This is a genomic window from Bradyrhizobium sp. USDA 4369, assembly GCF_054056435.1.
Window position 1 is genome coordinate 1,167,501 of the sequence record NZ_JBSRYH010000001.1, and the last position, 24,444, is coordinate 1,191,944.

Annotated in this window: 20 protein-coding genes and 1 rRNA gene (1 of these 21 cut by a window edge); 11 read left to right on the forward strand and 10 right to left on the reverse strand. The window is 64.5% G+C overall.

Translation table 11 applies throughout. The features are described from left to right. A 16S ribosomal RNA gene (locus ACVIJ6_RS05490) occupies positions 1–1,376 on the reverse strand; it reaches 113 nt to the left of the window's first position. 803 nt (positions 1,377–2,179) lie between these two features. On the opposite strand from ACVIJ6_RS05490, the gene ACVIJ6_RS05495 reads away from it, so the two are divergent. From ACVIJ6_RS05495 to ACVIJ6_RS05525, 7 genes are all read left to right on the forward strand, one after another. Continuing rightward, positions 2,180–4,243, forward strand: a complete 2,064-nt coding sequence (locus tag ACVIJ6_RS05495) for a M23 family metallopeptidase (protein WP_456771828.1) — start codon at positions 2,180–2,182, stop codon at positions 4,241–4,243. A 238-nt stretch (positions 4,244–4,481) separates the two neighbouring features. Further along, positions 4,482–5,066 carry a thermostable hemolysin gene (locus ACVIJ6_RS05500; RefSeq protein ID WP_456771829.1) on the forward strand — a complete coding sequence of 195 codons (585 nt, stop codon included), beginning with the start codon at positions 4,482–4,484 and terminating at the stop codon, positions 5,064–5,066. After that, positions 5,050–6,534 (forward strand): AMP-binding protein, encoded by a 1,485-nt coding sequence (locus ACVIJ6_RS05505; RefSeq protein ID WP_456771830.1) that lies wholly within the window; start codon positions 5,050–5,052, stop codon positions 6,532–6,534. Before ACVIJ6_RS05500 ends, ACVIJ6_RS05505 begins: the two co-directional genes overlap by 17 nt. Then, complete coding sequence (locus ACVIJ6_RS05510; protein ID WP_456771831.1) at positions 6,521–7,192, forward strand: TenA family transcriptional regulator; 672 nt, start codon at positions 6,521–6,523, stop codon at positions 7,190–7,192. Before ACVIJ6_RS05505 ends, ACVIJ6_RS05510 begins: the two co-directional genes overlap by 14 nt. Further along, the gene (locus ACVIJ6_RS05515) at positions 7,182–7,961 is read left to right on the forward strand and encodes an SDR family NAD(P)-dependent oxidoreductase (RefSeq protein WP_456771832.1); all 780 of its coding nucleotides are present in this window, start codon (positions 7,182–7,184) and stop codon (positions 7,959–7,961) included. The genes ACVIJ6_RS05510 and ACVIJ6_RS05515 overlap by 11 nt, the downstream gene beginning before the upstream one ends. A 30-nt stretch (positions 7,962–7,991) precedes the next feature. Beyond that, positions 7,992–8,654 (forward strand): tetratricopeptide repeat protein, encoded by a 663-nt coding sequence (locus ACVIJ6_RS05520; RefSeq protein WP_456771833.1) that lies wholly within the window; start codon positions 7,992–7,994, stop codon positions 8,652–8,654. Between the two features lie 14 nt (positions 8,655–8,668). Next, positions 8,669–9,313: a class I SAM-dependent methyltransferase gene (locus ACVIJ6_RS05525; RefSeq protein ID WP_456771834.1), complete on the forward strand. Its 645-nt coding sequence runs from the start codon at positions 8,669–8,671 to the stop codon at positions 9,311–9,313. A 10-nt stretch (positions 9,314–9,323) separates the two neighbouring features. Here ACVIJ6_RS05525 and ACVIJ6_RS05530 read toward each other — a convergent pair whose 3' ends face one another. From ACVIJ6_RS05530 to clpB, 3 genes are all read right to left on the reverse strand, one after another. Continuing rightward, on the reverse strand, positions 9,324–10,595 hold the full coding sequence (locus ACVIJ6_RS05530; protein ID WP_456771835.1) for a sensor histidine kinase: 1,272 nt from the start codon (positions 10,593–10,595) through the stop codon (positions 9,324–9,326). 71 nt (positions 10,596–10,666) lie between these two features. After that, complete coding sequence (locus ACVIJ6_RS05535) at positions 10,667–11,482, reverse strand: response regulator transcription factor (RefSeq protein WP_456771836.1); 816 nt, start codon at positions 11,480–11,482, stop codon at positions 10,667–10,669. 101 nt (positions 11,483–11,583) lie between these two features. After that, a complete protein-coding gene (gene clpB / locus ACVIJ6_RS05540) occupies positions 11,584–14,223 on the reverse strand; it encodes an ATP-dependent chaperone ClpB (protein WP_456771837.1) in 2,640 nt (879 codons plus the stop codon). A gap of 183 nt (positions 14,224–14,406) precedes the next feature. Here clpB and ACVIJ6_RS05545 point away from each other — a divergent pair, with 183 nt between their 5' ends. After that, positions 14,407–15,234, forward strand: a complete 828-nt coding sequence (locus tag ACVIJ6_RS05545; RefSeq protein WP_456771838.1) for an MOSC domain-containing protein — start codon at positions 14,407–14,409, stop codon at positions 15,232–15,234. Between the two features lie 320 nt (positions 15,235–15,554). Here ACVIJ6_RS05545 and ACVIJ6_RS05550 read toward each other — a convergent pair whose 3' ends face one another. Then, positions 15,555–16,208, reverse strand: a complete 654-nt coding sequence (locus ACVIJ6_RS05550) for a TIGR02594 family protein (protein WP_456771839.1) — start codon at positions 16,206–16,208, stop codon at positions 15,555–15,557. 256 nt (positions 16,209–16,464) lie between these two features. Here ACVIJ6_RS05550 and ACVIJ6_RS05555 point away from each other — a divergent pair, with 256 nt between their 5' ends. Then, a complete protein-coding gene (locus ACVIJ6_RS05555) occupies positions 16,465–17,328 on the forward strand; it encodes an alpha/beta fold hydrolase (RefSeq protein ID WP_456771840.1) in 864 nt (287 codons plus the stop codon). 181 nt (positions 17,329–17,509) lie between these two features. Here the strand turns inward: ACVIJ6_RS05555 and ACVIJ6_RS05560 are convergent, their stop codons facing one another. Next, positions 17,510–18,415 carry a LysR family transcriptional regulator gene (locus ACVIJ6_RS05560; protein WP_456771841.1) on the reverse strand — a complete coding sequence of 302 codons (906 nt, stop codon included), beginning with the start codon at positions 18,413–18,415 and terminating at the stop codon, positions 17,510–17,512. A 128-nt stretch (positions 18,416–18,543) separates the two neighbouring features. On the opposite strand from ACVIJ6_RS05560, the gene ACVIJ6_RS05565 reads away from it, so the two are divergent. Further along, the gene (locus ACVIJ6_RS05565; protein ID WP_456771842.1) at positions 18,544–19,431 is read left to right on the forward strand and encodes an alpha/beta fold hydrolase; all 888 of its coding nucleotides are present in this window, start codon (positions 18,544–18,546) and stop codon (positions 19,429–19,431) included. 200 nt (positions 19,432–19,631) lie between these two features. Here ACVIJ6_RS05565 and ACVIJ6_RS05570 read toward each other — a convergent pair whose 3' ends face one another. Next, on the reverse strand, positions 19,632–20,051 hold the full coding sequence (locus ACVIJ6_RS05570; protein ID WP_456771843.1) for a secondary thiamine-phosphate synthase enzyme YjbQ: 420 nt from the start codon (positions 20,049–20,051) through the stop codon (positions 19,632–19,634). A 206-nt stretch (positions 20,052–20,257) separates the two neighbouring features. On the opposite strand from ACVIJ6_RS05570, the gene ACVIJ6_RS05575 reads away from it, so the two are divergent. Further along, positions 20,258–20,908: an HAD family hydrolase gene (locus tag ACVIJ6_RS05575; protein WP_456771844.1), complete on the forward strand. Its 651-nt coding sequence runs from the start codon at positions 20,258–20,260 to the stop codon at positions 20,906–20,908. A 674-nt stretch (positions 20,909–21,582) separates the two neighbouring features. Here ACVIJ6_RS05575 and ACVIJ6_RS05580 read toward each other — a convergent pair. From ACVIJ6_RS05580 to metX, 3 genes are all read right to left on the reverse strand, one after another. Then, positions 21,583–21,918 (reverse strand): GIY-YIG nuclease family protein, encoded by a 336-nt coding sequence (locus ACVIJ6_RS05580; RefSeq protein ID WP_456776908.1) that lies wholly within the window; start codon positions 21,916–21,918, stop codon positions 21,583–21,585. 612 nt (positions 21,919–22,530) lie between these two features. Further along, positions 22,531–23,196, reverse strand: coding sequence for a methionine biosynthesis protein MetW (gene metW, locus ACVIJ6_RS05585; RefSeq protein WP_456771845.1), 666 nt, complete (start codon positions 23,194–23,196; stop codon positions 22,531–22,533). Positions 23,197–23,199: 3 nt separating this feature from the next. After that, positions 23,200–24,435, reverse strand: a complete 1,236-nt coding sequence (metX, locus tag ACVIJ6_RS05590; RefSeq protein WP_456771846.1) for a homoserine O-acetyltransferase MetX — start codon at positions 24,433–24,435, stop codon at positions 23,200–23,202. Between the last annotated feature and the right edge of the window lie 9 nt (positions 24,436–24,444).

Sequence of the window (24,444 nt, forward strand, 5' to 3'; positions counted from 1 at the left end):
AGGTAAAGCCAACTCCCATGGTGTGACGGGCGGTGTGTACAAGGCCCGGGAACGTATTCACCGTGGCGTGCTGATCCACGATTACTAGCGATTCCAACTTCATGGGCTCGAGTTGCAGAGCCCAATCCGAACTGAGACGGCTTTTTGAGATTTGCGAAGGGTCACCCCTTAGCTTCCCACTGTCACCGCCATTGTAGCACGTGTGTAGCCCAGCCCGTAAGGGCCATGAGGACTTGACGTCATCCCCACCTTCCTCGCGGCTTATCACCGGCAGTCTCCTTAGAGTGCTCAACTAAATGGTAGCAACTAAGGACGGGGGTTGCGCTCGTTGCGGGACTTAACCCAACATCTCACGACACGAGCTGACGACAGCCATGCAGCACCTGTGTTTCGGGCTCCGAAGAGAAGGTCACGTCTCTGCGACCGGTCCCAAACATGTCAAGGGCTGGTAAGGTTCTGCGCGTTGCGTCGAATTAAACCACATGCTCCACCGCTTGTGCGGGCCCCCGTCAATTCCTTTGAGTTTTAATCTTGCGACCGTACTCCCCAGGCGGAATGCTTAAAGCGTTAGCTGCGCCACTGGTGAGTAAACCCACCAACGGCTGGCATTCATCGTTTACGGCGTGGACTACCAGGGTATCTAATCCTGTTTGCTCCCCACGCTTTCGTGCCTCAGCGTCAGTATCGGGCCAGTGAGCCGCCTTCGCCACTGGTGTTCTTGCGAATATCTACGAATTTCACCTCTACACTCGCAGTTCCACTCACCTCTCCCGAACTCAAGATCTTCAGTATCAAAGGCAGTTCTGGAGTTGAGCTCCAGGATTTCACCCCTGACTTAAAGACCCGCCTACGCACCCTTTACGCCCAGTGATTCCGAGCAACGCTAGCCCCCTTCGTATTACCGCGGCTGCTGGCACGAAGTTAGCCGGGGCTTATTCTTGCGGTACCGTCATTATCTTCCCGCACAAAAGAGCTTTACAACCCTAGGGCCTTCATCACTCACGCGGCATGGCTGGATCAGGGTTGCCCCCATTGTCCAATATTCCCCACTGCTGCCTCCCGTAGGAGTTTGGGCCGTGTCTCAGTCCCAATGTGGCTGATCATCCTCTCAGACCAGCTACTGATCGTCGCCTTGGTAGGCCATTACCCTACCAACTAGCTAATCAGACGCGGGCCGATCTTTCGGCGATAAATCTTTCCCCGTAAGGGCTTATCCGGTATTAGCACAAGTTTCCCTGTGTTGTTCCGAACCAAAAGGTACGTTCCCACGCGTTACTCACCCGTCTGCCGCTGACGTATTGCTACGCCCGCTCGACTTGCATGTGTTAAGCCTGCCGCCAGCGTTCGCTCTGAGCCAGGATCAAACTCTCAAGTTGAACTTGAAGCTTTGAACCGGCTGATCACAACGTTTGACGAGGTCCCACCAATCGATCTCCACGCTTCACAGCGCGAAAACCATGGTGTTACCTTTGAAACATTGTCCGCCGAAGTCTTCTCGTCCGATCTCAAATGAAAGCCGAAGCTCCCACCCGAGACCCGCAAGGACTCCGCCGTCCACGTTTCTCTTTCTTCATCTTCACTTGTCAAACAGCCCGGGACCACAGCCCCACCCCTCTCTCGGAGGGGACCCGCTCAACCTTCTTCGAAGACGATGAAGCAACCGGGTTCTACCGGTTGTGCACCACTCAACGAAGTGAGGAGCAGTATCGGCGCGAATGCTCGCTTCGGTGTGTCCCGAAGCGGCGCCGCGCTCAGTGACCGTGCTTATAGGGGGGGGCGTTCGGGGTGTCAACGACCTTTTTCATGAAATCGTCGCATCGAATCATTTTTTTCGGGACCGCCCGAGAACCCCGATTTCTTGCGGACATCGTGCCCCACTTGGGCCACAATCCTGCGACGATTTGTTAAGCATCGACCTGAATTGATTTGGCTCCAGGTGGGGATGCCAAACTTCATGGGTGATCCAGATCAAGGAATGGGCGAGCCCTTCGCCTGATCAGACGACCGAGACGACATCGAGAGATCCTGAAGAATAACAGCGGTTCGGGGATTGCGGGTTCCAAGCCCAACAGCCTCGAACCGTCAGAGACGCGCCATCATTCCGAGCCGTTTGTCTTACACGGTAGCCAACCGGCAGCTGAGTGATCTCGGTGCTGACTTTGAACTTGGGGGACGAAGGTTGAACCATCGGACGTCACGCGGGGGATATGGACGCGAGGTCGGCATGATCGATCTCGGTCATGAGCCGCCGCTATCGGTCGATGGCTCCGAAGCCGCGGTGATTGATCGCCGACGCGTCTCCGTACAATGGTTCTCGGGTACGATCCTGACCGGTCTGTGTGGCGCAGCCCTCATTGGTGGCGCCGTTTTCGCTTCGCTCGATGGCGAGATGACATTCGCCCGTATGCCGGAGCGCGTCGAGAGCGCGCTGCGCGGCGCCTTCGGCGCCAATGATCGCGTTGCCACGCTGCGCAAGAGCGACCGGCTGCCGCCGCCGAGCGAGGCTGCCCTCGCCCGCAACGTCGTGCGCGTCTCGACCGTGACCCGCGCCGGGTCCCGCGAGCTGATCCGGGTCCGTCCCTATGTGCGGATCTCGGGCAACCTGTCGATGACCACCAGCGACCTCTCGGCCAAGATCCCGCCGTTCAACGCCCAGCGGCTGCTCAACGACGGCGATAATGACAAGACCGGCTCTGGCGAGGATCCCAACAACCCCGAGGCGGTCGAGCCCGACGCCGAAGTGTCGTTCGTGACCAAGGACCTCGCCGGCGTATTGCCGAAGGCCAAGATCGCGGCTTCGGTGGCGCTGGACGAGATCGTGATGCGGGTTCGTGACGCGGCGAACTGGCGTGGCAATAATGGCGGCGTCCGCTACGCGTCGCTTGCCAATGCCGCGGCCGACGCTACCGGCGTACAGGGCGTGCAAGGCGGCGACCTCAAACTGTCCTATGCCGGCGACGGGACCTCGCTTGATCCTTACGCCGGCTTCGAGACCCGGGTCGTGCCCGAGAACGTGACCTTGCTGCCCAAGACCAAGGACCAGATCACCGGCGGCAATCCGCTCGGCGAGCGCGTCCATCTGGTGAAGAAGGGCGACACTGTCACCTCGATCCTGCGCGACCAGGGCGCGACGCCCGACGAGGCCAAGGCGATCGCCGCCCAGCTCGGCACGCGCGGCCGCGACGGCGGTCTCAAGGAAGGCGAGAAGCTGCGCATCCTGATGGCGCCGTCGAGCCCTGCCCCCGGCGCCCGGCTGCAGCCGTTCCGCGTCATCGTCGCCAACGAGACCATGATCGAGGCGGTGGCGGCGCTGTCCGATCTCGGCAAATATGTCGCCGTCGACGTCCAGAGCATGAACACGGTCACCGAGACCGCCGACAACACCAATGACGAAGAGGATGACGGCACCGGCGTCCGCCTCTACCAGAGCATCTACGAAACGGCGATGCGCAACAAGGTGCCGGCGCCCGTCATCGAGGACATGATCCGGATCTATTCCTACGACGTCGATTTCCAGCGCAAGGTGCAGCCCGGCGACTCGTTCGACGTGTTCTATGCCGGCGACGACGACGACAAGCCCGCCACCACCGACAAGAGCGAGGTGCTGTTCGCCTCGCTGACCGTCGGCGGCGAGACCAAGAAATACTACCGGTTCCAGACCCCCGACGACAGCGTCGTCGACTATTATGACGAGACCGGCAAGAGCGCGAAGAAGTTCCTGGTCCGCAAGCCGGTCAACAACGCCATCATGCGCTCCGGCTTCGGCGGCCGCCGCCACCCGATCCTCGGCTATGTGAAGATGCACACCGGCGTCGATTGGGCGACCGCCTATGGCACCCCAATTTTCGCCTCCGGCAACGGCGTGCTGGAGAAGGTCGGCACCGAAGGCGGCTACGGCAAATATATCCGCATCAAGCACAACAATGGCTATGAGACCGCCTATGGCCATTTGTCCGCGTTCGCCAAGGGCATGGAGCCCGGCAAGCGCGTGCGCCAGGGCCAGGTCATCGGCTTCGTCGGCTCGACCGGCATGTCGACGGGCCCGCATGTGCACTACGAAATCCTGGTCAACGGCCGTTTCGTCGACCCGATGCGCGTGAAGCTGCCCCGCGGCCGCTCGCTGGAGGGCCAGATGATGGCCAGCTTCGAGAAGGAGCGCGACCGCGTCGACCAGATGATGACCAGCCGCGGCAATGGCGCGTCGCGGATTTCAGATGCCGGCCCGATCCAGGTGAGCCGGTAGGGCTGCCAGCGTAGCTCTGCCTCGGTCTCGACCGGCAACGCTGCGACCGATCCGGCCGCCCATCGCGCGACCGCCGCAGCAAGGTCGAAAGCGCCTCGCCCCGTGGCAGCGTCGCAATCAAACGCAACATTTGCCGCAAAACCGCCCGACGATCCTCGCGGTCTTTTCGTTGTCCCGTAAGTCTGAGGTAAGTTGAGCCTCGTCTGTTCCGCCCGTCTCCAATCAAGAGCGAGCGGAAATGGAAATCGTGCATGTCATCGAGCGCGGCGATCCGGGGCGGGCAGACGCGGAAGCGTTCGTCCGGGACGTCTATCGTCGTGAGTATGGCGCCGAGGTCACGGACTTCGCCAACCGGCTGATCTGCCGGTTCGGGTTCGGTCGACAAATCTCTTGCGTGGCCGGCGTCCGGCTCGCGTCCGACGGCTTCTTCTCCGAACAATACCTCTCCGAGCCGGTCGAGATGACGCTGGCGCGCGCTAGCGGACGCAGTGTCCAGCGCAGCGAGATCTATGAGGTCACGACTCTTGCGAGCCGCTCGCCACGCGAGATCGCCGCCTTCATCGACGACCTCATCGCGTTCGGTACGCGCCACGAACTGTCATGGTCGTTCTTCACCGTGACCCGGCGACTCAGCCGGCTGCTCAGGCGCCATCACGTCGCCCCGATCTACCTGGCCGACGCTGATCCTGGGCGGCTGGCCGATTCATCCGCCTGGGGCCGCTACTACGAGACCGAGCCGAAGGTCTACGCCTCGTGTGGCAGCGACCAGCTTCGTCCCCGCGCGTCTCGCGTTGCGGAGGCCCGCCATGCGTCGTTTTTTTGATGCGATGCTGGCGCACGCCAAGCGCGCCCCAGACCGGATCGCCTGCAGCGATCCGGATGTCACCCTGACGCGTGCCGGCCTGCTGGCCGAAGCAGGCAGGCTAGCCGCGGCGTTGCCGGGGACCGCGCGGACGATCGGGCTGCTGATGCCGAACGGCTGCGACCATGCCGCCGCGCAGATCGCCTGCGTCGCAGCGGGGCGAATCACGGTACCGCTACCGACCTTCTTCAGCCCGCAGCAACTCGCGCATATCGTGCGCGACGCAGGCATCGACCTGGTGCTCACCCGCGCCGACGACTCGCGTGTGCTGCCTTCAGCCCTGCCGCACATGGCGGTCGCGCTGAGCGGCGTGACGGGACCAGCGCCTGCTTTCGAGCCCGGCTTCGGCGCCATCATCTACACGTCGGGAAGCACCGGCCAGCCGAAGGGGGTCCGGCACGACAGCGGCCAGATCGGCTGGTCCGCAGCCGCACTTGCCCGAGCGATCGATGCGAGCGAAGCCGATTCGTATCTGTCGCTGCTGCCGCTATCGCTTCTGCTCGAGAGCATCTGCGCCATCTTCGTTCCTGCACTGGTCGGCGGGCGCGTGCACTTCGACACGGCGGTCGCCGAGGCGGTTGGACGCGGCACGCCGTCAGGCATTGCCGAGTCGTTCGCGCAGCATCGTCCGACCACGGGCGTGCTGGTTCCCGAACTGCTGCGGCTTTGGGTCGCCGAGCTCGCAGCTGTCAGGCGCCGTGCGCCGGACAGCCTGCGCTTCGTCGCCGTTGGCGGCGCCGCGGTGCCGGTCAAGGTCGCGGAGGCCGCTTGGCAGCTTGGGATCCCCGTCCACGAAGGATATGGCCTTTCGGAATGCTGCTCGGTGGTGGCGCTGAACCGCCCCGGCCAGCGCGTCGGCGGCACCGTCGGACAACCGCTCTCCGGGCTTTCGGTCTCGATCCATGACGGCGAAGTCCATATCGACGGCCCCTGCGTGACCGACGGCTATCTGAGCGGCGGCGTAGCCCCGCGGCCCTGGCCGACCGGCGATCTCGGCGCCTTCGACGATCAGGGGCGGCTGACCATTTTCGGGCGGTGGGACAACCTCATCGTTACCGCGCTCGGACGCAACATCAGTCCCGAATGGGTAGAAACCACCCTGCTCCAGGACGCAAACATCGCCTTCTGTGCCGTTGCAGCGGCCGAAGCAGGTCTCGCCGCGCTCATCGTCCCCTCATCCCAGGCGGCAGAATGGTTTGCATTGGCCGGCACGGACGCCGTCGAGGCACGCATCGCCGGCCTCTGTGCCGCGCTGCCTGCCTATGCGCGACCGCTACGCGTCAAGGTGATCAGCCTCGCCGGCGCAAAGGACGCTGGGCTCCTCACCGACAACGGCCGGATCCGGCGACGCGTCGCCCGCGAACTCCTGACTAGAATCGACAATTCCCCGATCATTCCGAAGAAAGGACCCAACAATGAGCTTTCATGAGCGCCTGACCCGCGAGACCGCCGCCGCGCGTGAGCAGTTCCTCGCCATCCCTCTCATCCAGAACGCACCGCGCTTCGGTGCGCCCAAGAGCCTCTACATCGCCTTCCTCACTGAAGCCTATCATCACGTGAAGCACACCTTCCCGCTGCTGGCGCTAGCGGCGTCGCGGACGACCGACGAGCGCTATCAGGACGCGCTCGTCGAGTACATGGAGGAGGAGCGCGGCCACGAGAAATGGATCCTCGACGACATCAAAGCGATGGGCGGCGACGCCGAGGCTGTGCGCAACGGCCAGCCGGGTGCGGCCTGCCGCGTGATGGTCGCCTTTACCTATCACGCTATCGAGCATGTGAGCCCCTATGCGATGCTCGGCAGCGTCCACGTTCTCGAAGGAATCTCGGTGCTGCTCGCCGATCAGCTCGCCGCGAAGCTGCGGCAAAGCTTCGCGATGGAGGGCGGCGGTGACGGCTTCTCCTATCTGACCTCGCACGGCAGTCTCGACCAGGAGCACGTGGCTTTCTTCCGCAAGGTCGTCGACGGCATCGAGGATCCGCTCGCGCAGGCCATCATCATCGACCATTCGAAGATGTTCTATCGCCTCTATGGCGACATCTTCCGTGATCTTGGCGCCCGTCCGGAACTCAGCCATGCAGCTTGACGGCAAATGCGTCCTGATCACAGGGGGCGGGTCCGGCATCGGCCGCGCCCTCGCCGTCGAGGCGGCACGGCGTGGCATGAAGCTCGCTTTGTGCGGCCGACGCTACGATACCCTGCAGGAGACCGCAACGTCGCTGCTGAGCAGCTGCGACCCGCTGGTGATCGAAGCCGACCTCACCGTGCCGGCGCACCGGGCGCGGATCGTTACGCGTTTGAGCAGCGCCTGGGGGCGCCTCGATGTGCTGGTCAATAATGCCGGGATCGTAGCTGGCGGAGCCGCCACCCATCTCGACGACCATGCCATGGAGCAGATGTTCCGCACCAACGTGATTGCGCCGATGGCGTTGACGCGCGACCTCGCGGGACTGCTGGCAAGGGCCCGACCGTCACGCGTAGTGAATGTCGGATCGATGTTCGGCGATATCGCCTATCCCGGGTTCGCCGCCTACTCGGCGTCGAAATTCGCACTCCGCGGCTTTTCCAGCGCCCTGCGCCGCGAATGGCGCCCGCTCGGTATCGCTGTCACCTATGCGGCTCCCCGCGCGACGCAGACGGACGCGGCGGCCGCCTTCCAGGACCTGATCACCGCGAACGGCATGCAGCTCGACGACCCAGCTCGCGTCGCAGCCGCGATTTGGCGCGGCGTGGAAGCCGGGCGGGACGACATCTATCCGCCGGGGGCTGAGCGCCTGTTCGTGCTGATCCAGCGCCTTGCACCTCGGCTCATCGACCGCGCCCTTGCCCGAACAACGGCGCGCTCTGCCGTCTGATCTCCTGAACAAATACGAGAAAGCCAACTCATGCGTACCCAACTGCACAATCTTGCTTATTCGATCATGCTCCTCGCGTCGATCACTGCGGCGCCTGCCCACGCAGCCGATGACCCATTGATCACATCGATCCGGCAGATCCAGACGCGATGGGAAACCATCAAGTTCACGGTGCCCGAAGGCGACGAGCAGACGCGCCGGATGGACGCGCTCGGGTCCGATGCCGACGCTCTGGCGGCAAAATATCCCGACCGCGTCGAGGCGCAGCTCTGGGACGGCATCATCACCAGCGAGCGCGCCTCGATGGCCAGCGCGTTCTCGGCGTTGTCGCTCGCCAACCGCGCCCGCGATACTTTGGAGAAGGCCTACAAGATGAGCCCTACCGCGCTCGATGCAGGTGCGCCGACCAGCCTCGGCGTGCTGTATTATCGCGTGCCCGGCTTCCCTGTCGGCTTCGGCGACAACAGCAAGGCACGCACCCTTCTGGAGCAGGCGACCGCCTCGGCCCCAAACGGGCTCGATGCCTGGTACTTCTACGGCGACTTCCTACTGACACGCGGCGAATACGCGCGGGCACGCGAGGCCTTCATGCACGCGCTCGCCATCCCCGCGCATCCAGACCGGCCATTGTGGGACAAGAATCGCCGGCTTGTTATCAAGGAGAAGCTCGATGACATCAGGGCCAAACAATGAGAGCCGCGGAGAGCATGAGCCGGGGAGTCGGATTGTGGCACCGGTTCGGCCGCCAACTCGCACGCCCCAAGGGCGTGCCGGGACTTCTCGTCGGCCGCTTCATGGCGCAGATCAACCGCGCGCCGTATCGTCTTGCGCTCGAGGCCCTGGCTCCGCTGCAATTCGACCAGGTGCTCGAGATCGGCTTCGGTCCGGGCGCGGGCATCGCCGCGCTCGCGGCCCAGCTGCCCAGAGGATGCATCGTCGGGCTCGATGCGGCGCCGGCGATGCTCCGCCAGGCGTCTCGCCGCAACCGCAAGGCCATCGCGGAGGGGCGCGTCGCCCTGAACCTCGGCGACGCCTGCGACCTGCCGTGGCCGACAGCCACGTTCGACCGCGTGCTCGCGGTCAACGTCGCCTATTTCTTTGATCCGCGCGGTGACGCGATCGCCGAGATCCGGCGCGTGCTGGCACCTGGCGGACGCGCCGTTCTCTACGTCACCGATCACACGACCATGGAGAGCTGGCCGTTCGCCGGGCCGGAGACGCACCGGACCTATGATGCCGCCGGCCTGGAGCAACTGCTGCGCTCCGGCGGATTCACGGCCGAGCGCATCCGAGTCGAGCGCCACCGTCTGCCGTTCGGCGCCTGGGGTCTCGTGGCATCGGCCTCGGTCTGAGCCGTCGCGCTCAGCTCTTCTGGGGCGGAAAGCGCATTTCGGCGCAACCGCCACCGGCCGCGTTCGACAGAACGAGCTCGCCGCCATGCGCGAGCATGGTCCGCTCCACGATCGAAAGACCCAACCCAACGCCATCCCGCCGGTCACTGCGCACGCGTCCGCTCCGGCGCGATTCGGCGTCGAGTACCTGCGGCGGAAATCCGGGTCCACAATCGAAGACCGAGATGGTGGACGCGCCAGTAATCTCCACCGAGATCATGCCGTTCTCGGGCGAATGCTCCAGCGCGTTCTCGATGAGATTGCGAACCGCACGGAAGATGTCGTCGCGCCCGCCGGCGACGATCACTGGCCTGTCTCCTGCGATGACTTCAATGAGACGGCCACGGGCGATGATCCCGGGCGCGAGAAAGGTCGCAGCGTCGCACGCCACATCGCGCAGATCGACAACGTCGCCGGGTTCGATCCGGAAACGGCCAAGGCGCGCGCGGTCGAGCAATTGCTCGACCGTGCGCTCCATCGCGGCAAGGTCGTGCTCCAGCAACCTCGCATGTGACGCATCAATGGCGGCCAGTTGCGCCTTCATCACCGCAAGCGGTGTCCGCAATTCATGCGCCATGTCGGCAACGAACTCCTCCTGCAGATGATAGGCCTGCCGCAACCGCACGAAAGTCTCGTTGACCGTACGCACCAGCACCAGAACGTCGTACGGGAGGTTGGTCTCGCTGAGAAGAACCGCCACGCCGCCCGGCTGAATCACCCGCGCCTGTTCGACGACATCGCCGAGCGAACGCAGGGCGACACGCAAGACGATGATGTTCGTCAATAGGAATAGCCCCAGAAACGGAATCCAGAGCCAGGCGATATTCCTCATGAACTCGTGCAGGACGGACTCGAAAATGTTGCCGCCCGTGGGAAAGACGATCTGAATGAACGCGGGCGGCGAGACATCCGGAATGCGCGCGGTCAGGCCAAAATATTCAGGCTCGCCACCGGTCGCAGGCAGATGGAAGTAGAAGTGCGAGACCGACGCAGCATCGAATCCGATCATCGCTTCCGTCACCATCGGCGATCCGGTCAGCCGTCCACCCTCGGAGTCGACGACGATGAAACGACCGCCCGCCGCGGAAATGCGGCGCATCGTGGCTTCGCTGACCTGGATGGTCGGCCTGCCGCCTCGGTCCCTGATCTCCGCGAAAATGCTGCCCGCGAATCCCTGCAAGGTACCTTCATAGAACAGCGAATGCGTGCCGTGGAAACGCGAATAGATGAACAGCGCGGCCATCGCGACGGCACACAGGCTCACTAGCACGAGGCCGAGGACGAGACGGGCGAACAGTCCGATGCGCAGGCCTCTCAAGGCCGCCGCTCTGACAACAGATAACCGATGCCGCGCAGGTTGAGGATCTCGCGTGCTGCGCCAGCGTCGGCCAGCTTCCTGCGCACGCGATGCATGAGCACCTCGATGGCATTGGAGCTGACCTCTTCGTTGAAGCCGTAGAGCGCCTGTTCGAGTGACGATTTCGGCACGACCCGGCCGCGGCGGCGCATCAGTATCTCCAAAGCACCAAGTTCTCGGCGGGTGAAATCCACCACTGCGCCATCGACGGTGGCCCGACGCTCGGACGGATCGAACGCGATGTTGCCTTCGTGAAGAACCGTCTGGAACGTCGTGCTCGGGCGCCGCAGCAGCGCGCGGATGCGTGCGATCAGTTCGTCCATGTTGAACGGTTTGCGCAGATAGTCGTCGGCGCCGCCGTTGAGACCATGGATAACCGAGGACGCATCATCGCGAGCCGTAAGGAGCAGGATCGGCGTCGCGGCTCCACGACGCCGGAGCGCGTCGAGCAGGTCCATGCCGTCGCCGTCCGGCAACCCGAGATCGAGCAACATGCAATCGTAGTCGGCCACCTGAAGAGCCGACTCGGCCTCGGCCAGGGTACCGAAGGGGTCGACGGCAAAACCGGCGCTACGCAGCGCATCCGCCGTCAGCCCGCGCAAGCGAGCATTGTCTTCCAGCAATAAGATCCGCACGTCCGGCTCGAGCAGCAACGCATGAGGCATGCGCGTGATGTTGCGATGTCGCGCGTTGCTAGCACAGGCCGGCGAGCGCAGCGACGCGAGATTGCGAAACCATCGATTTCGAAGCAAGATGTGATGAGCCGACGCCATTGCGTCTCACTTGCGTCACGTACGATTCGGCCTGCGAAAACGCCCCTCGCTGCGGCATGCGGCGAGAGGCGTTTCGTCTGGTCGCTCCGCGCAGCGCGCGATCAGTTCAGCTTGCGTTTCGGGATCGGCGCCTCGAAGGTGGCGATCTCGGCGGTGCGATGCGCCTTGCCGTTGAAGGTCAGCACATTGCCTTCCGAGGAGATCGCGACCTTGTCGCCGTCCTTGATGTCGCCGGCGAGGATCATCTCGGCGAGCGGATCCTGCACGCTGCGCTGGATCACCCGCTTCAGCGGACGCGCGCCGTAGGCCGGGTCCCAGCCCTTGGCAGCGAGCCAGTCGCGCGCATCGCCATCCAGCGACAGCGCGATCTTGCGCTCCTCCAGGAGCTTCTGGAGCCGCGAGAACTGGATCTCGACGATCCGGCCCATCTCGCTCTTCTGCAAGCGATGGAACAGGATGATCTCGTCCACCCGATTCAGGAACTCGGGCCGGAAATGGCTCCGCACCGTGCCCATCACCAGTTCGCGAACCTCGGACGTATCCTCGCCCTCCGGCTGGTTGACCAGGAACTCGGAGCCGAGATTCGAGGTCATGATGATCAGCGTGTTGCGGAAGTCGACGGTGCGGCCCTGGCCATCGGTCAGGCGGCCGTCGTCGAGCACCTGCAAGAGCACGTTGAACACATCCGGATGCGCCTTCTCGATCTCGTCGAACAGCACGACCTGGTAGGGCCGGCGCCGCACCGCTTCGGTCAGCGCCCCGCCCTCGTCATAGCCGACATAGCCGGGAGGCGCGCCGATCAGCCGCGACACCGAATGCTTCTCCATGTACTCGGACATGTCGAGCCGAACCATCGCGGTCTCGTCGTTGAACAGATATTCGGCGAGCGCCTTGGTCAGCTCGGTCTTGCCGACGCCGGTGGGCCCTAGGAACATGAACGAGCCCATCGGCCGGTGCGGGTCCTGCAGGCCGGCGCGCGAGCGCCGCACGGCGGTCGCGACCGCATGCACGGCCTCGAACTGGCCGACGACGCGCTTGCCGAGGCTGTCCTCCATCCGCAGCAGCTTGTCCTTCTCGCCCTCGAGCATCTTGTCCACGGGCACGCCGGTCCAGCGCGAGACCACCTGCGCGATGTGGTTGGCTGTGACCGCCTCCTCCATCATCTCGCCGGCATTCTCCTTGGCCTCGATGTCGGCCAGCCGCTTCTCCAGCTCAGGGATGCGGCCATAAGCCAGCTCGCCCGCCTTCTGATACTCGCCACGGCGCTGAGCATTGGCGAGCTCGATGCGCAGGGCATCCAGTTCGCTCTTGAGCTTCTGCGCGTTCGACAGCTTGTCCTTCTCGGCGCTCCATTTCGCGGTCAGCGAGGCCGACTTCTCCTCGAGATCGGCGAGCTCCTTCTCCAGCGCCTGCAGCCGGGTCTTGGAGCCGAGATCGCTCTCCTTCTTCAAGGCCTCCTGCTCGATCTTGAGCCGGATGATCTCGCGATCCAGCGAGTCGAGCTCCTCGGGCTTGGAGTCGACCTGCATCTTCAGCCGCGCCGCCGCCTCGTCCATCAGGTCGATGGCCTTGTCGGGAAGGAAACGGTCGGTGATGTAGCGGTTCGACAGCGTGGCCGAGGCCACCAGCGCGGAGTCGGTGATGCGCACACCGTGATGCTGCTCGTATTTGTCCTTCAGACCGCGCAGGATCGAGATGGTGTCCTCGACCGTGGGCTCGGTGACATAGACCGGCTGGAAACGGCGGGCGAGCGCGGCGTCCTTCTCGACATGCTTCTGATACTCATCGAGCGTGGTCGCGCCGATGCAATGCAGTTCGCCGCGCGCCAGCGCGGGCTTCAACAGGTTCGACGCATCCATCGCGCCATCGGCCTTGCCGGCGCCGATCAGGGTGTGCATCTCGTCGATGAACAGCACGAAGGTGCCTTCGGCCGCAGTCACCTCCTGCAGCACGGCCTTCAGCCGCTCCTCGAACTCGCCGCGATACTTCGCGCCGGCGATCAGCGCGCCGAGATCGAGCGACAAGAGCCGCTTGTCCTTCAGGCTCTCCGGCACGTCGCCATTGACGATGCGCAGCGCAAGGCCTTCGACGATCGCGGTCTTGCCGACGCCGGGCTCGCCGATCAGCACGGGATTGTTCTTGGTCCGCCGCGACAGCACCTGGATGGTGCGGCGGATCTCCTCGTCGCGGCCGATCACCGGATCGAGCTTGCCGTCGCGCGCCGCCTGGGTCAGGTCGCGGGCATATTTCTTCAGCGCATCATAGGCGTTCTCGGCGGTCGCCGAATCGGCCGTGCGCCCCTTGCGCAAGCTCTCGATCGCCGCGTTGAGGTTCTGCGCGGTGACGCCGCCCTTGGCGAGGATGCTGCCGGTCTCGCTGTTCTTGTCGAGCGTCAGGCCGAGCAGCAGCCGCTCGACGGTGACGAAACTGTCGCCGGCCTTCTCGGCCGCCTTCTCCGCCGCGTCAAAGCCACGCGCCAGCTCGGGCGACAGATAGATCTGCCCGGCGCCGCTGCCCGACACTTTCGGCAGCTTGCCCAGCGCATCCTCGGTGGCCTTCAGAATGGCGCGCGAATTGCCGCCGGCGCGATCAATCAGACCGCCCGCGAGTCCTTCGCTGTCGTCGAGGAGCACCTTGAGGAGATGCAGCGGCGAGAACTGCTGATGGCCGTCGCGCACCGCCAGCGATTGCGCCGATTGGATGAAGCCCCGCGCGCGCTCGGTATATTTTTCGATATTCATGATGTTTCCCTCAGCCTGCTGTGACGCCCCGAAGGCACGGTTCCAGCATCTTCATTGGGTTCCGGTCCGCGCACGTTGACATCCATCAACGCCGCCACCGTCCACGTCGCCGGCTTGCGCCAAGCTTGAGCTGAAATGTGGGAAGGCGGCCCGAAAACGGAAGGGGCCGCTTCACAAATTCGTGTGCCCTGGCCGCCGCTGGAGGAATCTCCTATGACCGCGGCCATGAGCCAAATCAGCCCCGCGCGTATCACCGGCCTGTATCGCTATCCGATCAAGGGCCTTACCCCGGAACCACTGCAGGCGGCCCCGTTGCGGGCCGGCCAGACGTTGCCGGCCGACCGCCGCTACGCGCTGGAGAACGGCCCGACCGGCTTCGATCCCGAGGCCCCGGTGTGGAAGCCCAAGACCGCCTATCTGATGCTGATGCGCAATGAGCGGCTGGCCGGCTTCAAGACGTTCTTCGAGGACGCGACCAACGTGCTGACCATCCGCAAGGACGGTGCGATCGTCGCCGCGGGCGATCTCGAAAGCGTCGATGGGCGCGCCGCGATCGAATCGTTCTTTGCGCGCGAATTCGCCGACGAGCTGCGCGGACCGGCCAGGCTGCTGTCCGGCGGCGGCTACAGTTTTACGGATCTCGCCCGCAAGGTGGTCTCGATCATCAACCTCGCCTCGATCGCCGAGATCGAGCAGATGGTCGGCGCGACCGTGCATCCGCTGCGCTTCCGCGCCAACATCTACGTCACCGGCTGGCCGGCCTGGCACGAGGCCGCGCTGCTCGGCGAGACGCTGCGGATCGGCGCGGCGCGGCTCAAGGTGGTGAAGACGACCACCCGCTGCGCCGCCGTCAACGTCGACCCCGACACCGCCGTCCGCGACCTCGACATCCCGCCCGCTTTGATGAAACACCGCGGCAACAATGAATGCGGCATCTACGCCGAAGTGATCGAGGCCGGCGACATCGCGCTCGGCGACGAACTCGCGGTGCAGCAGCCGCGGCTGGTGTGAGCCCCTCTTCTCCCGCGTGCTCCGGAAGAGCTCCGCCTCTCTCCCCGCGTCATTGCGAGGAGCCGAAGCAATCCAGAGTCGTCTGCGTGGCTCTGGATTGCGTCGCTTCGCTCGCAATGACGGCATGAGCGGAGCCTGGACCCGAACTCTCACCGCGCCAACAGTTCGCCCCCCTTCGCCGCTTGCGGGGAGGGCTGGGGTGGGGGCAGCCCTATGAGCAGTCTTCGTGGGGCAGCCCCACCCGCATGCGGGGGAGGCGCAGAGTGTCCGAGCCGAAGCGGCTCAACTCATCAGTTCCAGTGCCGAGTTCGAGGGACTTATCAGTTCGGCAGCACATACGCGTACACGCGGCCGCGCGACACCGCGGTCTCGCGGACCCGGTGGCCGTTGTTGCCGGAGATGACGATCGGATTGCCCTGGGCGTCGATGCCCGAGACCACGCCGACATGGCCGCCGCCGCGGCGGCTCATCACGGCGATGGCGCCGACCTGCGGGCCGGAGACGCGCTGGCCGTAGCTCGCGAAGGAGCGTGCCATGTCGGAGCCGGTGCCGCGATGACCGGTGCGCTCCAGCACCATGTTCATGAACCGCGCGCACCACAGGCTGCGCCGTCCGGTCGGATTGCCGCTGCCGATGTAGCTCCGCGCTGCCGCCACGACGCTGCTGCCGCCGCCGATGCCGCCGGACATCGCCATGCCGTCGGACGCGGTGCCCGGCATCATCAGGCTGGCCTGCGCGTCGCCGACGCTGCTGACCTGCATCCGCGCCACGCCGCGCTCCCAGCGCGACATCCGGGCGGAGCGGTGGTGGAAATGACGCTTGGCGTAGTGATGGCCGCCGTGGCTGCGGTGGGCATGATGCCCCGAGCCGTGATGCGGACGGGCTTGAGCCGGTGTTGCGGTGACGGCAATCACTGCCGAGCACATGGTCAGCGCAACGATGTGAAGCGACCGGCGAAGGGTAGACACAACCATACTCGTTCCTTCTGTTACTTCCCCCGGTACCCTGACTTGGCACCCCCTTGTCCCAGCCCGGCTCCCGTGTGAGCCGCCAGCGCTGGTCCGTAAAAAGTCGGGATGTGACGAAACCATGACGATCGATGGCGAAATCACGGCAAACAGGAGGTGATTCGGAGTCTGTCCAACGGCCGAGTCGAGGCAGAGCGCCTGCCGGACATCGCGCAATACGGGAGATTTTACTTAAATACACGAAAGACGGAGGAGGCTTACGATGCCACACGCAACAGCCACGGATAGTGTTCGCCTGTACTTTGAAGAGGTTGGCACCGGCACGCCGCTCATCTTCCTGCACGAATTCGCCGCCGATCACAGCAATTGGGAGCCGCAGCTACGCTATTTCGCGCGCCGCCATCGCTGCATCGCCTACGCGGCCCGCGGCTATACACCGTCGGACGTGCCGGCCTCGCCCGACCTCTACAGCTACGTGCATTTCTACACCGATGCACTGGCGGTGCTCGATCACCTCGGCATCGCCAGCGCCCATTTCGTCGGCCTGTCGATGGGCTCCTACTCGTCGCTGCAGGTGGCGCTGAACGCGCCCCAGCGCATCCGCTCCATGGTGCTGGCCGGGGTCGGCTCCGGCTCGGACCTGGCGCAGCTCGATGCCTTCCGCGCCCAGTGCCGCGCCACCGCCGAGCAGTTCGAGACGCTGGGCGCAGCCGAGACCGCCAAGATGACCCGCGAGGCCCCCGGCCGCATTCCCTTCCTGGTCAAGGACCCGCGCGGCCACGCCGACTTCTACGCCGCGCTGGGCCGCCATGACGCCAAGGGCTCGGCCAACACCATGCGCGGCTTCCAGGGCGCGAGGCCCTCGATCTACACCATGACCGACGCCATCCGCCGCGTCGCTACGCCGGCGCTGATCATCTGCGGCGACGAGGACGATTCTTGCATCGAGCCGAGCCTGTTCCTGAAGCGGCATCTGCCGGCATCGGGGCTGACCTTCTTTCCGAAATCCGGCCACGTGTTGAATCTGGAGGAGCCGGCGCTGTTCAACGCAGCCGTCGAGCGGTTCATCGCACTGGTCGAGGCCGGGCGATGGGGACCGCGCGATCCGCGGTCGATGGCGGGGTGAGGAGGCAGAGATTCTCCGTCAGCCTCTCAGACCGCAGGCGATGATGTCCGGCCCGAAATAAGGAGAGATCCCTCAGCATGAAGCCGTCGCCGCCGCCACGTTCCAAGTGTCATCGCCCGCGGCAGCAAGCCGGGCGATGACAGCCTGCTTGCAGCAGCTGATCTCGGTCCCCGTTGCCACCTCAGATCGCCGCCTCCACCAGCCGCTGCCGCAGCAGTGGCACGGCGAAATCGACGAAGGCGCGCAGCTTCAGCGGCAGTCGGTTCTGGCCGTCATGAACGAGATGCACGGGGCGCGGCGCGGGTTCAAAGTTTTCGAGCACCAGCGCCAGCCGGCCGCTGCGGACATGATCCACGACCTGATAGGATAGCGCCCGCACCAGGCCGGCCCCTGACAGCCCCGCCTCGATCGCGGCATCGAGGGTGTTGACGCCGAGACGCGCGCGAAAGCTGGCGGTGATCTCGGAGCCGTCGGCCTCCAACGGCCAGGCGCCCGGCACCGACACGCTCTGGAACGAGATCACGCGGTGCCGCGCCAGGTCCTCCGGGGTGGCCGGGCGGCCGTTGGCTGCGAGATAGCCGGGACTGGCACAGATCACGTGACGGACGCTGCCGAGCCGGGTCGCGATCAGGTTGGAATCCGGCAGCTGTCCGATGCGCAGCGCGACATCGACCTGGTCGTCGAGGAAGTGCGCGACACGGTCGGTCATCACGAGGTCGACCGCGACATCGGGAAAGGCGGCCAGGAAGCGTGTCACCACCGGCAGCCCATGCAGCCGGCCGAACATGACCGGCGCCGTCACCACGAGATCGCCCTTCGGCTCGGAATATTCACCGCTGGCGGCGCGCTCGGCCTCGGCGACCTGCTCCAGAATCGCGCGGGCGGCCGCGACATAGGATCGCCCCGCAGGCGTGAGCTCCAGCCCCTTGGCCGAGCGGATCAGCAGCGCGGCTTTCAGGTGCGCTTCGAGCTCAGCCACCTTGCGGCTGACGGTCGCCAGCGGCAGCCCGAGTGTCCGGCCGGCTTTCGACAGGCTGCCGGCGTCGGCGGCGGCCAGCAGCACCGCCATGGCGTCCAGACGATCCATGAACACCCTTCCAATTCATGAGAGGCCTCTTCTCAAACATAGTGTCTCCCGCCCAATTCTGGAAGGCATAGAACCAGGGCACTGGCGGCCAGCGAGCGCTACGGCCGTCCGAGACCAGGAGGCTCCTCATGACCCACCAGACCCGCTACCAGACCACGACCGTCCAGGGCCGCAAGGTGTTCTACCGCGAGGCCGGCGATCCCACGGCACCGACCATCCTGCTGCTGCACGGCCTGCCGACCAGCAGCCAGATGTTTCGCAACCTGATCCCGGCGCTCGCCGACCGCTTCCATCTGATCGCGCCCGACTACATCGGCTTCGGCCATTCCGATGCGCCATCGCGCGACGAGTTCGCCTACACGTTCGACAATCTGGCTACGCATGTCGAAGGGCTCGTCGACGTGCTCGGGCTCGATTCTTACATCCTCTACATGCAGGACTATGGCGGGCCGATCGGCTTCCGCCTGTTCACACGGCGCCCGGAGCGCGTGAAGGGCTTCATCCTGCAGAACACCAACGCCTACATCGAGGGCGTCGGCGAAGCGCCGAAGAGGGTGCTGCTGCCGCTGTGGGACAAGCGCACGCCGGAAACCGAGAGGCCAGCCCGCGAGTTGCTCAGCCTCGAGGGCACGAAATTCCAGTGGCTGGTCGGCGCCCGCGATCCGCAGGCGGTCAATCCGGACAATTGGCTCCTCGACCAGGCACTGCTCGACCGTCCGGGCACCCAGGACTATCAGCTCGACCTGCTGGAGAACTACAAGACCAACCTCGCGCTCTATCCGGAATGGCAGGCCGCGTTCCGCACGCACAAGCCGAAGACGCTGATCGTCTGGGGCCAGCACGACCCGTTCTTCATCCCGCCCGGCGCCCGCGCCTATCTCGACGATTTGTCTGACGTGAAGCTGGTCTGGCTCGACGCCGGCCATTTCGTGCTCGACGAGAACACCCCCAAGGTCGCCGCCGAGATCAAGGTGGTGTTTGCGATGGACGCAGGACGCGCATCGTCCGCGGCATAGTCCAACACGGACGATTATAAGACCGAGTGCTCGCAAGCGTCGCAGCCGAGGATCAACTCGCGCTCTAGCCATCCGTCATCGCGAGCGCAAGCGAAGCAATCCAAAGTCCCGTCTTCGAACCATCCTGGATTGCTTCGGCGCAACAGCGCCTCGCAATGACGTCGCGCGACGTGCATCATCCGAACGCGCAACGTCGTTGCCTACTCCCCGATGATCTTGATCAGCGCCCGCTTGCGCCGGCCGCCGTCGAACTCGCCGTAGAAGATCTGCTCCCACGGGCCGAAATCGAGCTTGCCATGGGTGATTGCGACCACGACCTCGCGTCCCATGATCTGACGCTTCATATGCGCGTCGGCATTGTCCTCACCGGTCCGGTTGTGACGATAGCCGGACACGGGCTCGTGCGGCGCCAGCCTCTCCAGCCATTGCTCGTAGTCGTGGTGCAGCCCGCTCTCGTCGTCATTGATGAAGACCGAGGCGGTGATGTGCATGGCGTTGACCAGCACCAGCCCCTCACGGACGCCGCTCTCCCGCAGCGCCGCCTCGACCTGACCCGTGATGTTGACGAACCCGCGCCGGCCGGCAATGTCGAACCACAGCTCCTTGCGGAAGGATTTCATGGGAGTACCTCGCGCGTGCTTGGACGTTTCAGCTATTTCCATTGTACGCAGCGTTCATCCCAGCGTCGAGCGTAGGCCCGCACGGGGCGCACCAACCCGGTGAATACGACCCCACGCGCAACGGAAGGTGTGCTTACCTCAAGACTTCTGATATCGCTCTCTGCGCTGTCTCTTGATTTCCACGTGCCAGACGCGGGTCCTCCATCTTGATAGAGCTGATCATCTTCGATTCAGACGGTGTTTTGGTCGATAGCGAGAAAATCGCACTCGGCGTTTTGGCCCGTGCAGCAGCCGACGAAGGAATGTCCATCGACCTGGAAGAGGCCAAAAGGCTCTTCCGCGGATTGAAGTTCGCCGATTGCGTGCGAGAAATCGAACGGCGATTGGGACGCCGCGTCGGCGAAGATTTCGAGGCTCGCGTGAGGCGAGCAACTGCACTGGAATTTGAAGCCGAACTGCAACCCGTCGAGGGGATACATGCGGCGCTTGCGGAGATCACTCTTCCGTTCTGCGTCGCATCGAACGGGCCGATGTCGAAGATCAGGCACGCACTCGGACTGACAAAATTGCTGAACTATTTCGAAGGCCGCATCTTCAGCGCCTACGAAGTGGGTTCGTGGAAGCCGGACCCTGGTCTTTTCCTGCACGCTGCGCAGACCTTCAGGATCGCGCCCGCGCGCTGCCTCGTGATCGAGGACTCGTTGTCAGGCGTTACTGCGGCGCATGCTGCGGGCATGCAGGTCCTCGGCTTCAGCGGCGGCGACCCAGACGTCGAACTGCAATTGGCGCCCGCCTGTTCAAATCTGTTGCAGCAAATGCGCGAGCTGCCAAATCTGCTCAAGATGGGCGGGCGCTGATCGCGGTGCGCACTGTTCTCGCTGCCCGACGGGCAATCCACGCATGTCTACCATGTATCCACTGCCCGTCGTGTTAGTTTGTCGCATGACAACCTCTTGCACCGTCGGGCAAATCAAGCGCAGATTTTCGGCCGTCCCGCCTCACAGCAAGGGGCGTATCGCGGTCGTCACGAACGCTGAGGCGGGATGCGGTGGGCGTGTCGGGTTGCGCGTGGGTTCGCTCGCGCGGACGAACAATTCCGGCACGCACGGTCAAGTCGCGCGGTCCTGACACCCCGACGCTGGTGTCAACTCAGGCGAAGCTTCACTTGGGGACGGTGGCCAGAAAGCCCGGCGCACCGGGGAGAACGCGAAGCAGCCGTACAACCATCGCGCAGGGAAGGCCGGGTGTTCCGGCTCGGACCTGTGGTACCTGCCGCCTGCATACTTTTCCGCAGGCGGGCCATGGGTGCGGCCAGCATCCGGCCTTCCCTGCGCCTCTGCGTTATCGGAGGCGATGCGTGACGCAAAGCTCGGGCGCAACGGCGCGGCGAGGATGCGCGATCATGTCCGAACTGACTCTGCTCTTCGACCTGTCTCAACCAGCTCTGCTCTTTGAAACGTGAAATCCGCCAACCCCGGGCTCGTCATGGCCGGGCTTGTCCCGGCCATCCACGTGTCTCCTCGTGCGCGCTCTATGTTGCGATCGTGTCGTAGAGATCATCCCAGTTGGGATTGCCCGCAAGGATCAGCCGAACCTTCCAGGCACGCGACCAATGCTTGATGTTGTGCTCGCGCTGGATCGCGCTCTGAATGTCGTCGAAGACTTCGAAGTAAACGAGCCGCTTCAGGCCATACCGCTTGGTGAAGCCATCAACCAGACCACATCGATGCTGATAGACGCGGCGCACGAGATCACTGGTCACGCCGACATAGAGCGCGCCATTGGGACGATTGGTCATGAAATACACGTAGCCACCCGCCATGACGCCATACTGCAGGACGTGGATGGCCGGGACAAGCCCGGCCATGACGGCGGAGAGAGACATCGAACATCTCTCACCCGACACTCGGTTGCAATTGTGTCACTCGTTATGCCCCGGCTTGTCCCGGGCATCCACGTAGCTCACCGAATGCCGAACGACGTGGCTGGCCGGGACAGGCCCGGCCATGACGGTGAAGAGGCATCGACCACCTCTCGCCCTAAGCTCGGTTGCAATTGTGTTACTCGTCATGCCCGGGCTTGTCCCGGGCATCCACGTAGCTCACCGAATGCCGAACGACGTGGATGGCCGGGTCGGACCCGGCCATGACGGTGGAGAGGCATCGACCACCTCTCGCCCTAAGCTCGGTTGCAATTGTGTTACTCGTCATGCCCGAGCTTGTCCCGGGCATCCAAGTAGCTCACCGAATGCCGAACGACGTAGATGGCCGGGGCGGGCCCGGCCATGACGGTGGAGAGGCATCGACTACCTCTCGCCCTAAGCTCGGCTGCAATTGTGTTACTCGTCATGCCCGGGCTTGTCCCAGGCATCCACGTAGCTACCCGAATGCCGAACGACGTGGCTGGCCGGGACAGGCCCGGCCATGACGGTGAAGAGAGCGAGAACCAAACTTTGGCAGCGCCCCGGGGCCGCCCGCCCCTACCGCCCCTTCTCCGCCCGGCTCAGCAGGAACACGCCCTGTTCGCCGAACATGTTCCAGAACCACCAGGGCATCGCGACGCGCAAGGGACGGCCGTAACTATCAAGCGCGACGGCGCGTTCCATCTTCACGCCGATCTCGTCGCAGAGCTGCACGAAGTCCTTGATGGTGCAGAAATGGATGTTCGGCGTGTCGTACCAGGTGAAGGGCAGATTGTCGGTGCGCGGCATGTGGCCGCCGACGAGCAGTTGCAGGCGCAGCCGCCAGAAGCCGAAATTCGGGAAGGTGACGATGGCGCGGCGGCCGATGCGCAGCAGGTTCTCGAGCACGGCCTTGGGCCGGCGCGTCGCCTGCAGCGTCTGCGACAGGATCACATAGTCGAAGGCATCGTCGGGATAGTCGACGAGATCGGTGTCGGCGTCGCCCTGCACCACCGCGAGCCCCTTGGCGACGCAATGATTGACGCCCTCGCGCGACAGCTCGATGCCGCGGCCGTCGATGCCGCGGCTCTCCAGGAGCTGCAGCAGGTCGCCGTCGCCGCAGCCGATGTCGAGCACCTTGGAGCCGCGCTCGACCATGCCGGCGACCAGGAGATGATCGGGCCGATAGGCCAGCACCTCGCCGCCGGAAAAGCCGTTCAGCGGCAACACACCCTGCATGCTCATGGCTCAGCCTCCGTTCGCAACCTTGAGGCCGCGCGCCTTGCCGGCGGAATCGAGGAACGCGCTGGCGATGTCGAAGAACTCAGGGACATCGAGCAGGAACGCGTCGTGTCCCTTGTCGGTCTCGATCTCGGCGAACGAGACCCGCGCGCTGGACGCGTTGAGCGCATGCACCAGCGCCCGCGATTCCGACGTCGGGAACAGCCAGTCGCTGGTGAAGGACACCACGCAGAAGCGGGTCTTGATGCCGCGGAACGCCGCCGCCAGCACGCCGTCATGGTCGCCGGCGATGTCGAAATAGTCCATCGCGCGGGTCAGATAGAGATAGGAATTGGCGTCGAAGCGCTCGACGAAGGACGAGCCCTGGTAGCGCAGATAGCTCTCGACCTGGAAATCGGCGTCGAACGAGAAGGTCGGCAGCTCGCGGTCCTGCATGCGGCGGCCGAACTTGCGATGCAGCGCGGCGTCCGACAAATAGGTGATGTGCGCGGCCATCCGCGCGACCGCGAGGCCGCGATGCGGATGAATGCCCTTGTCGGCATACCGGCCATGATCCCAGTCGGGATCGGCCATCACGGCCTGGCGGCCGAGCTCATGGAAGGCGATGTTCTGCGCCGAATGCCGCGTCGCACAGGCGATCGCCAAGGTGGCGAATACGCGCTGCGGATAGGCCACCGTCCATTGCAGCGCCTGCATGCCGCCCATCGAGCCGCCGACCACGGCGAACAAGGTGTCGATGCCGAGATGATCGATCAGCATCGCCTGCGCCCGCACCATGTCGGGGATGGTGATGATCGGGAAGTCGAGGCCCCAGACCTTGCCGGTCGCCGGGTTCAGCGAGGCCGGCCCGGTCGAGCCCATGCAGCCGCCGATGACGTTGGAGCAGATGATGAAATAGCGGCTCGGGTCGAGCGGCCGCCCCTTGCCGACCAGCGTCTCCCACCAGCCGGGCTTGCCGGTGACCGGATGGCGGTTGGCGACGTGCTGGTCGCCGGTCAGCGCGTGGCAGATCAGCACCGCGTTGGACTTGTCGGCATTGAGTTCGCCATAGGTCTGGTAGGCGATCTGGAACGGCGACAGGTCGACGCCGCAATCGAGCTTGAGCGGCTTGTCGGCGCCGAATTGCGCGACCAGCGAGCTCGGATGGTCGACCTCGTGCGAGCGCTCCTCGGAACGTTCCTGGGGCGCGATCGTGCGCAGCGAGGATGTGGATTTCGGCGTCAGGCCTGTCATGTCTCTCACCCCGGCCAT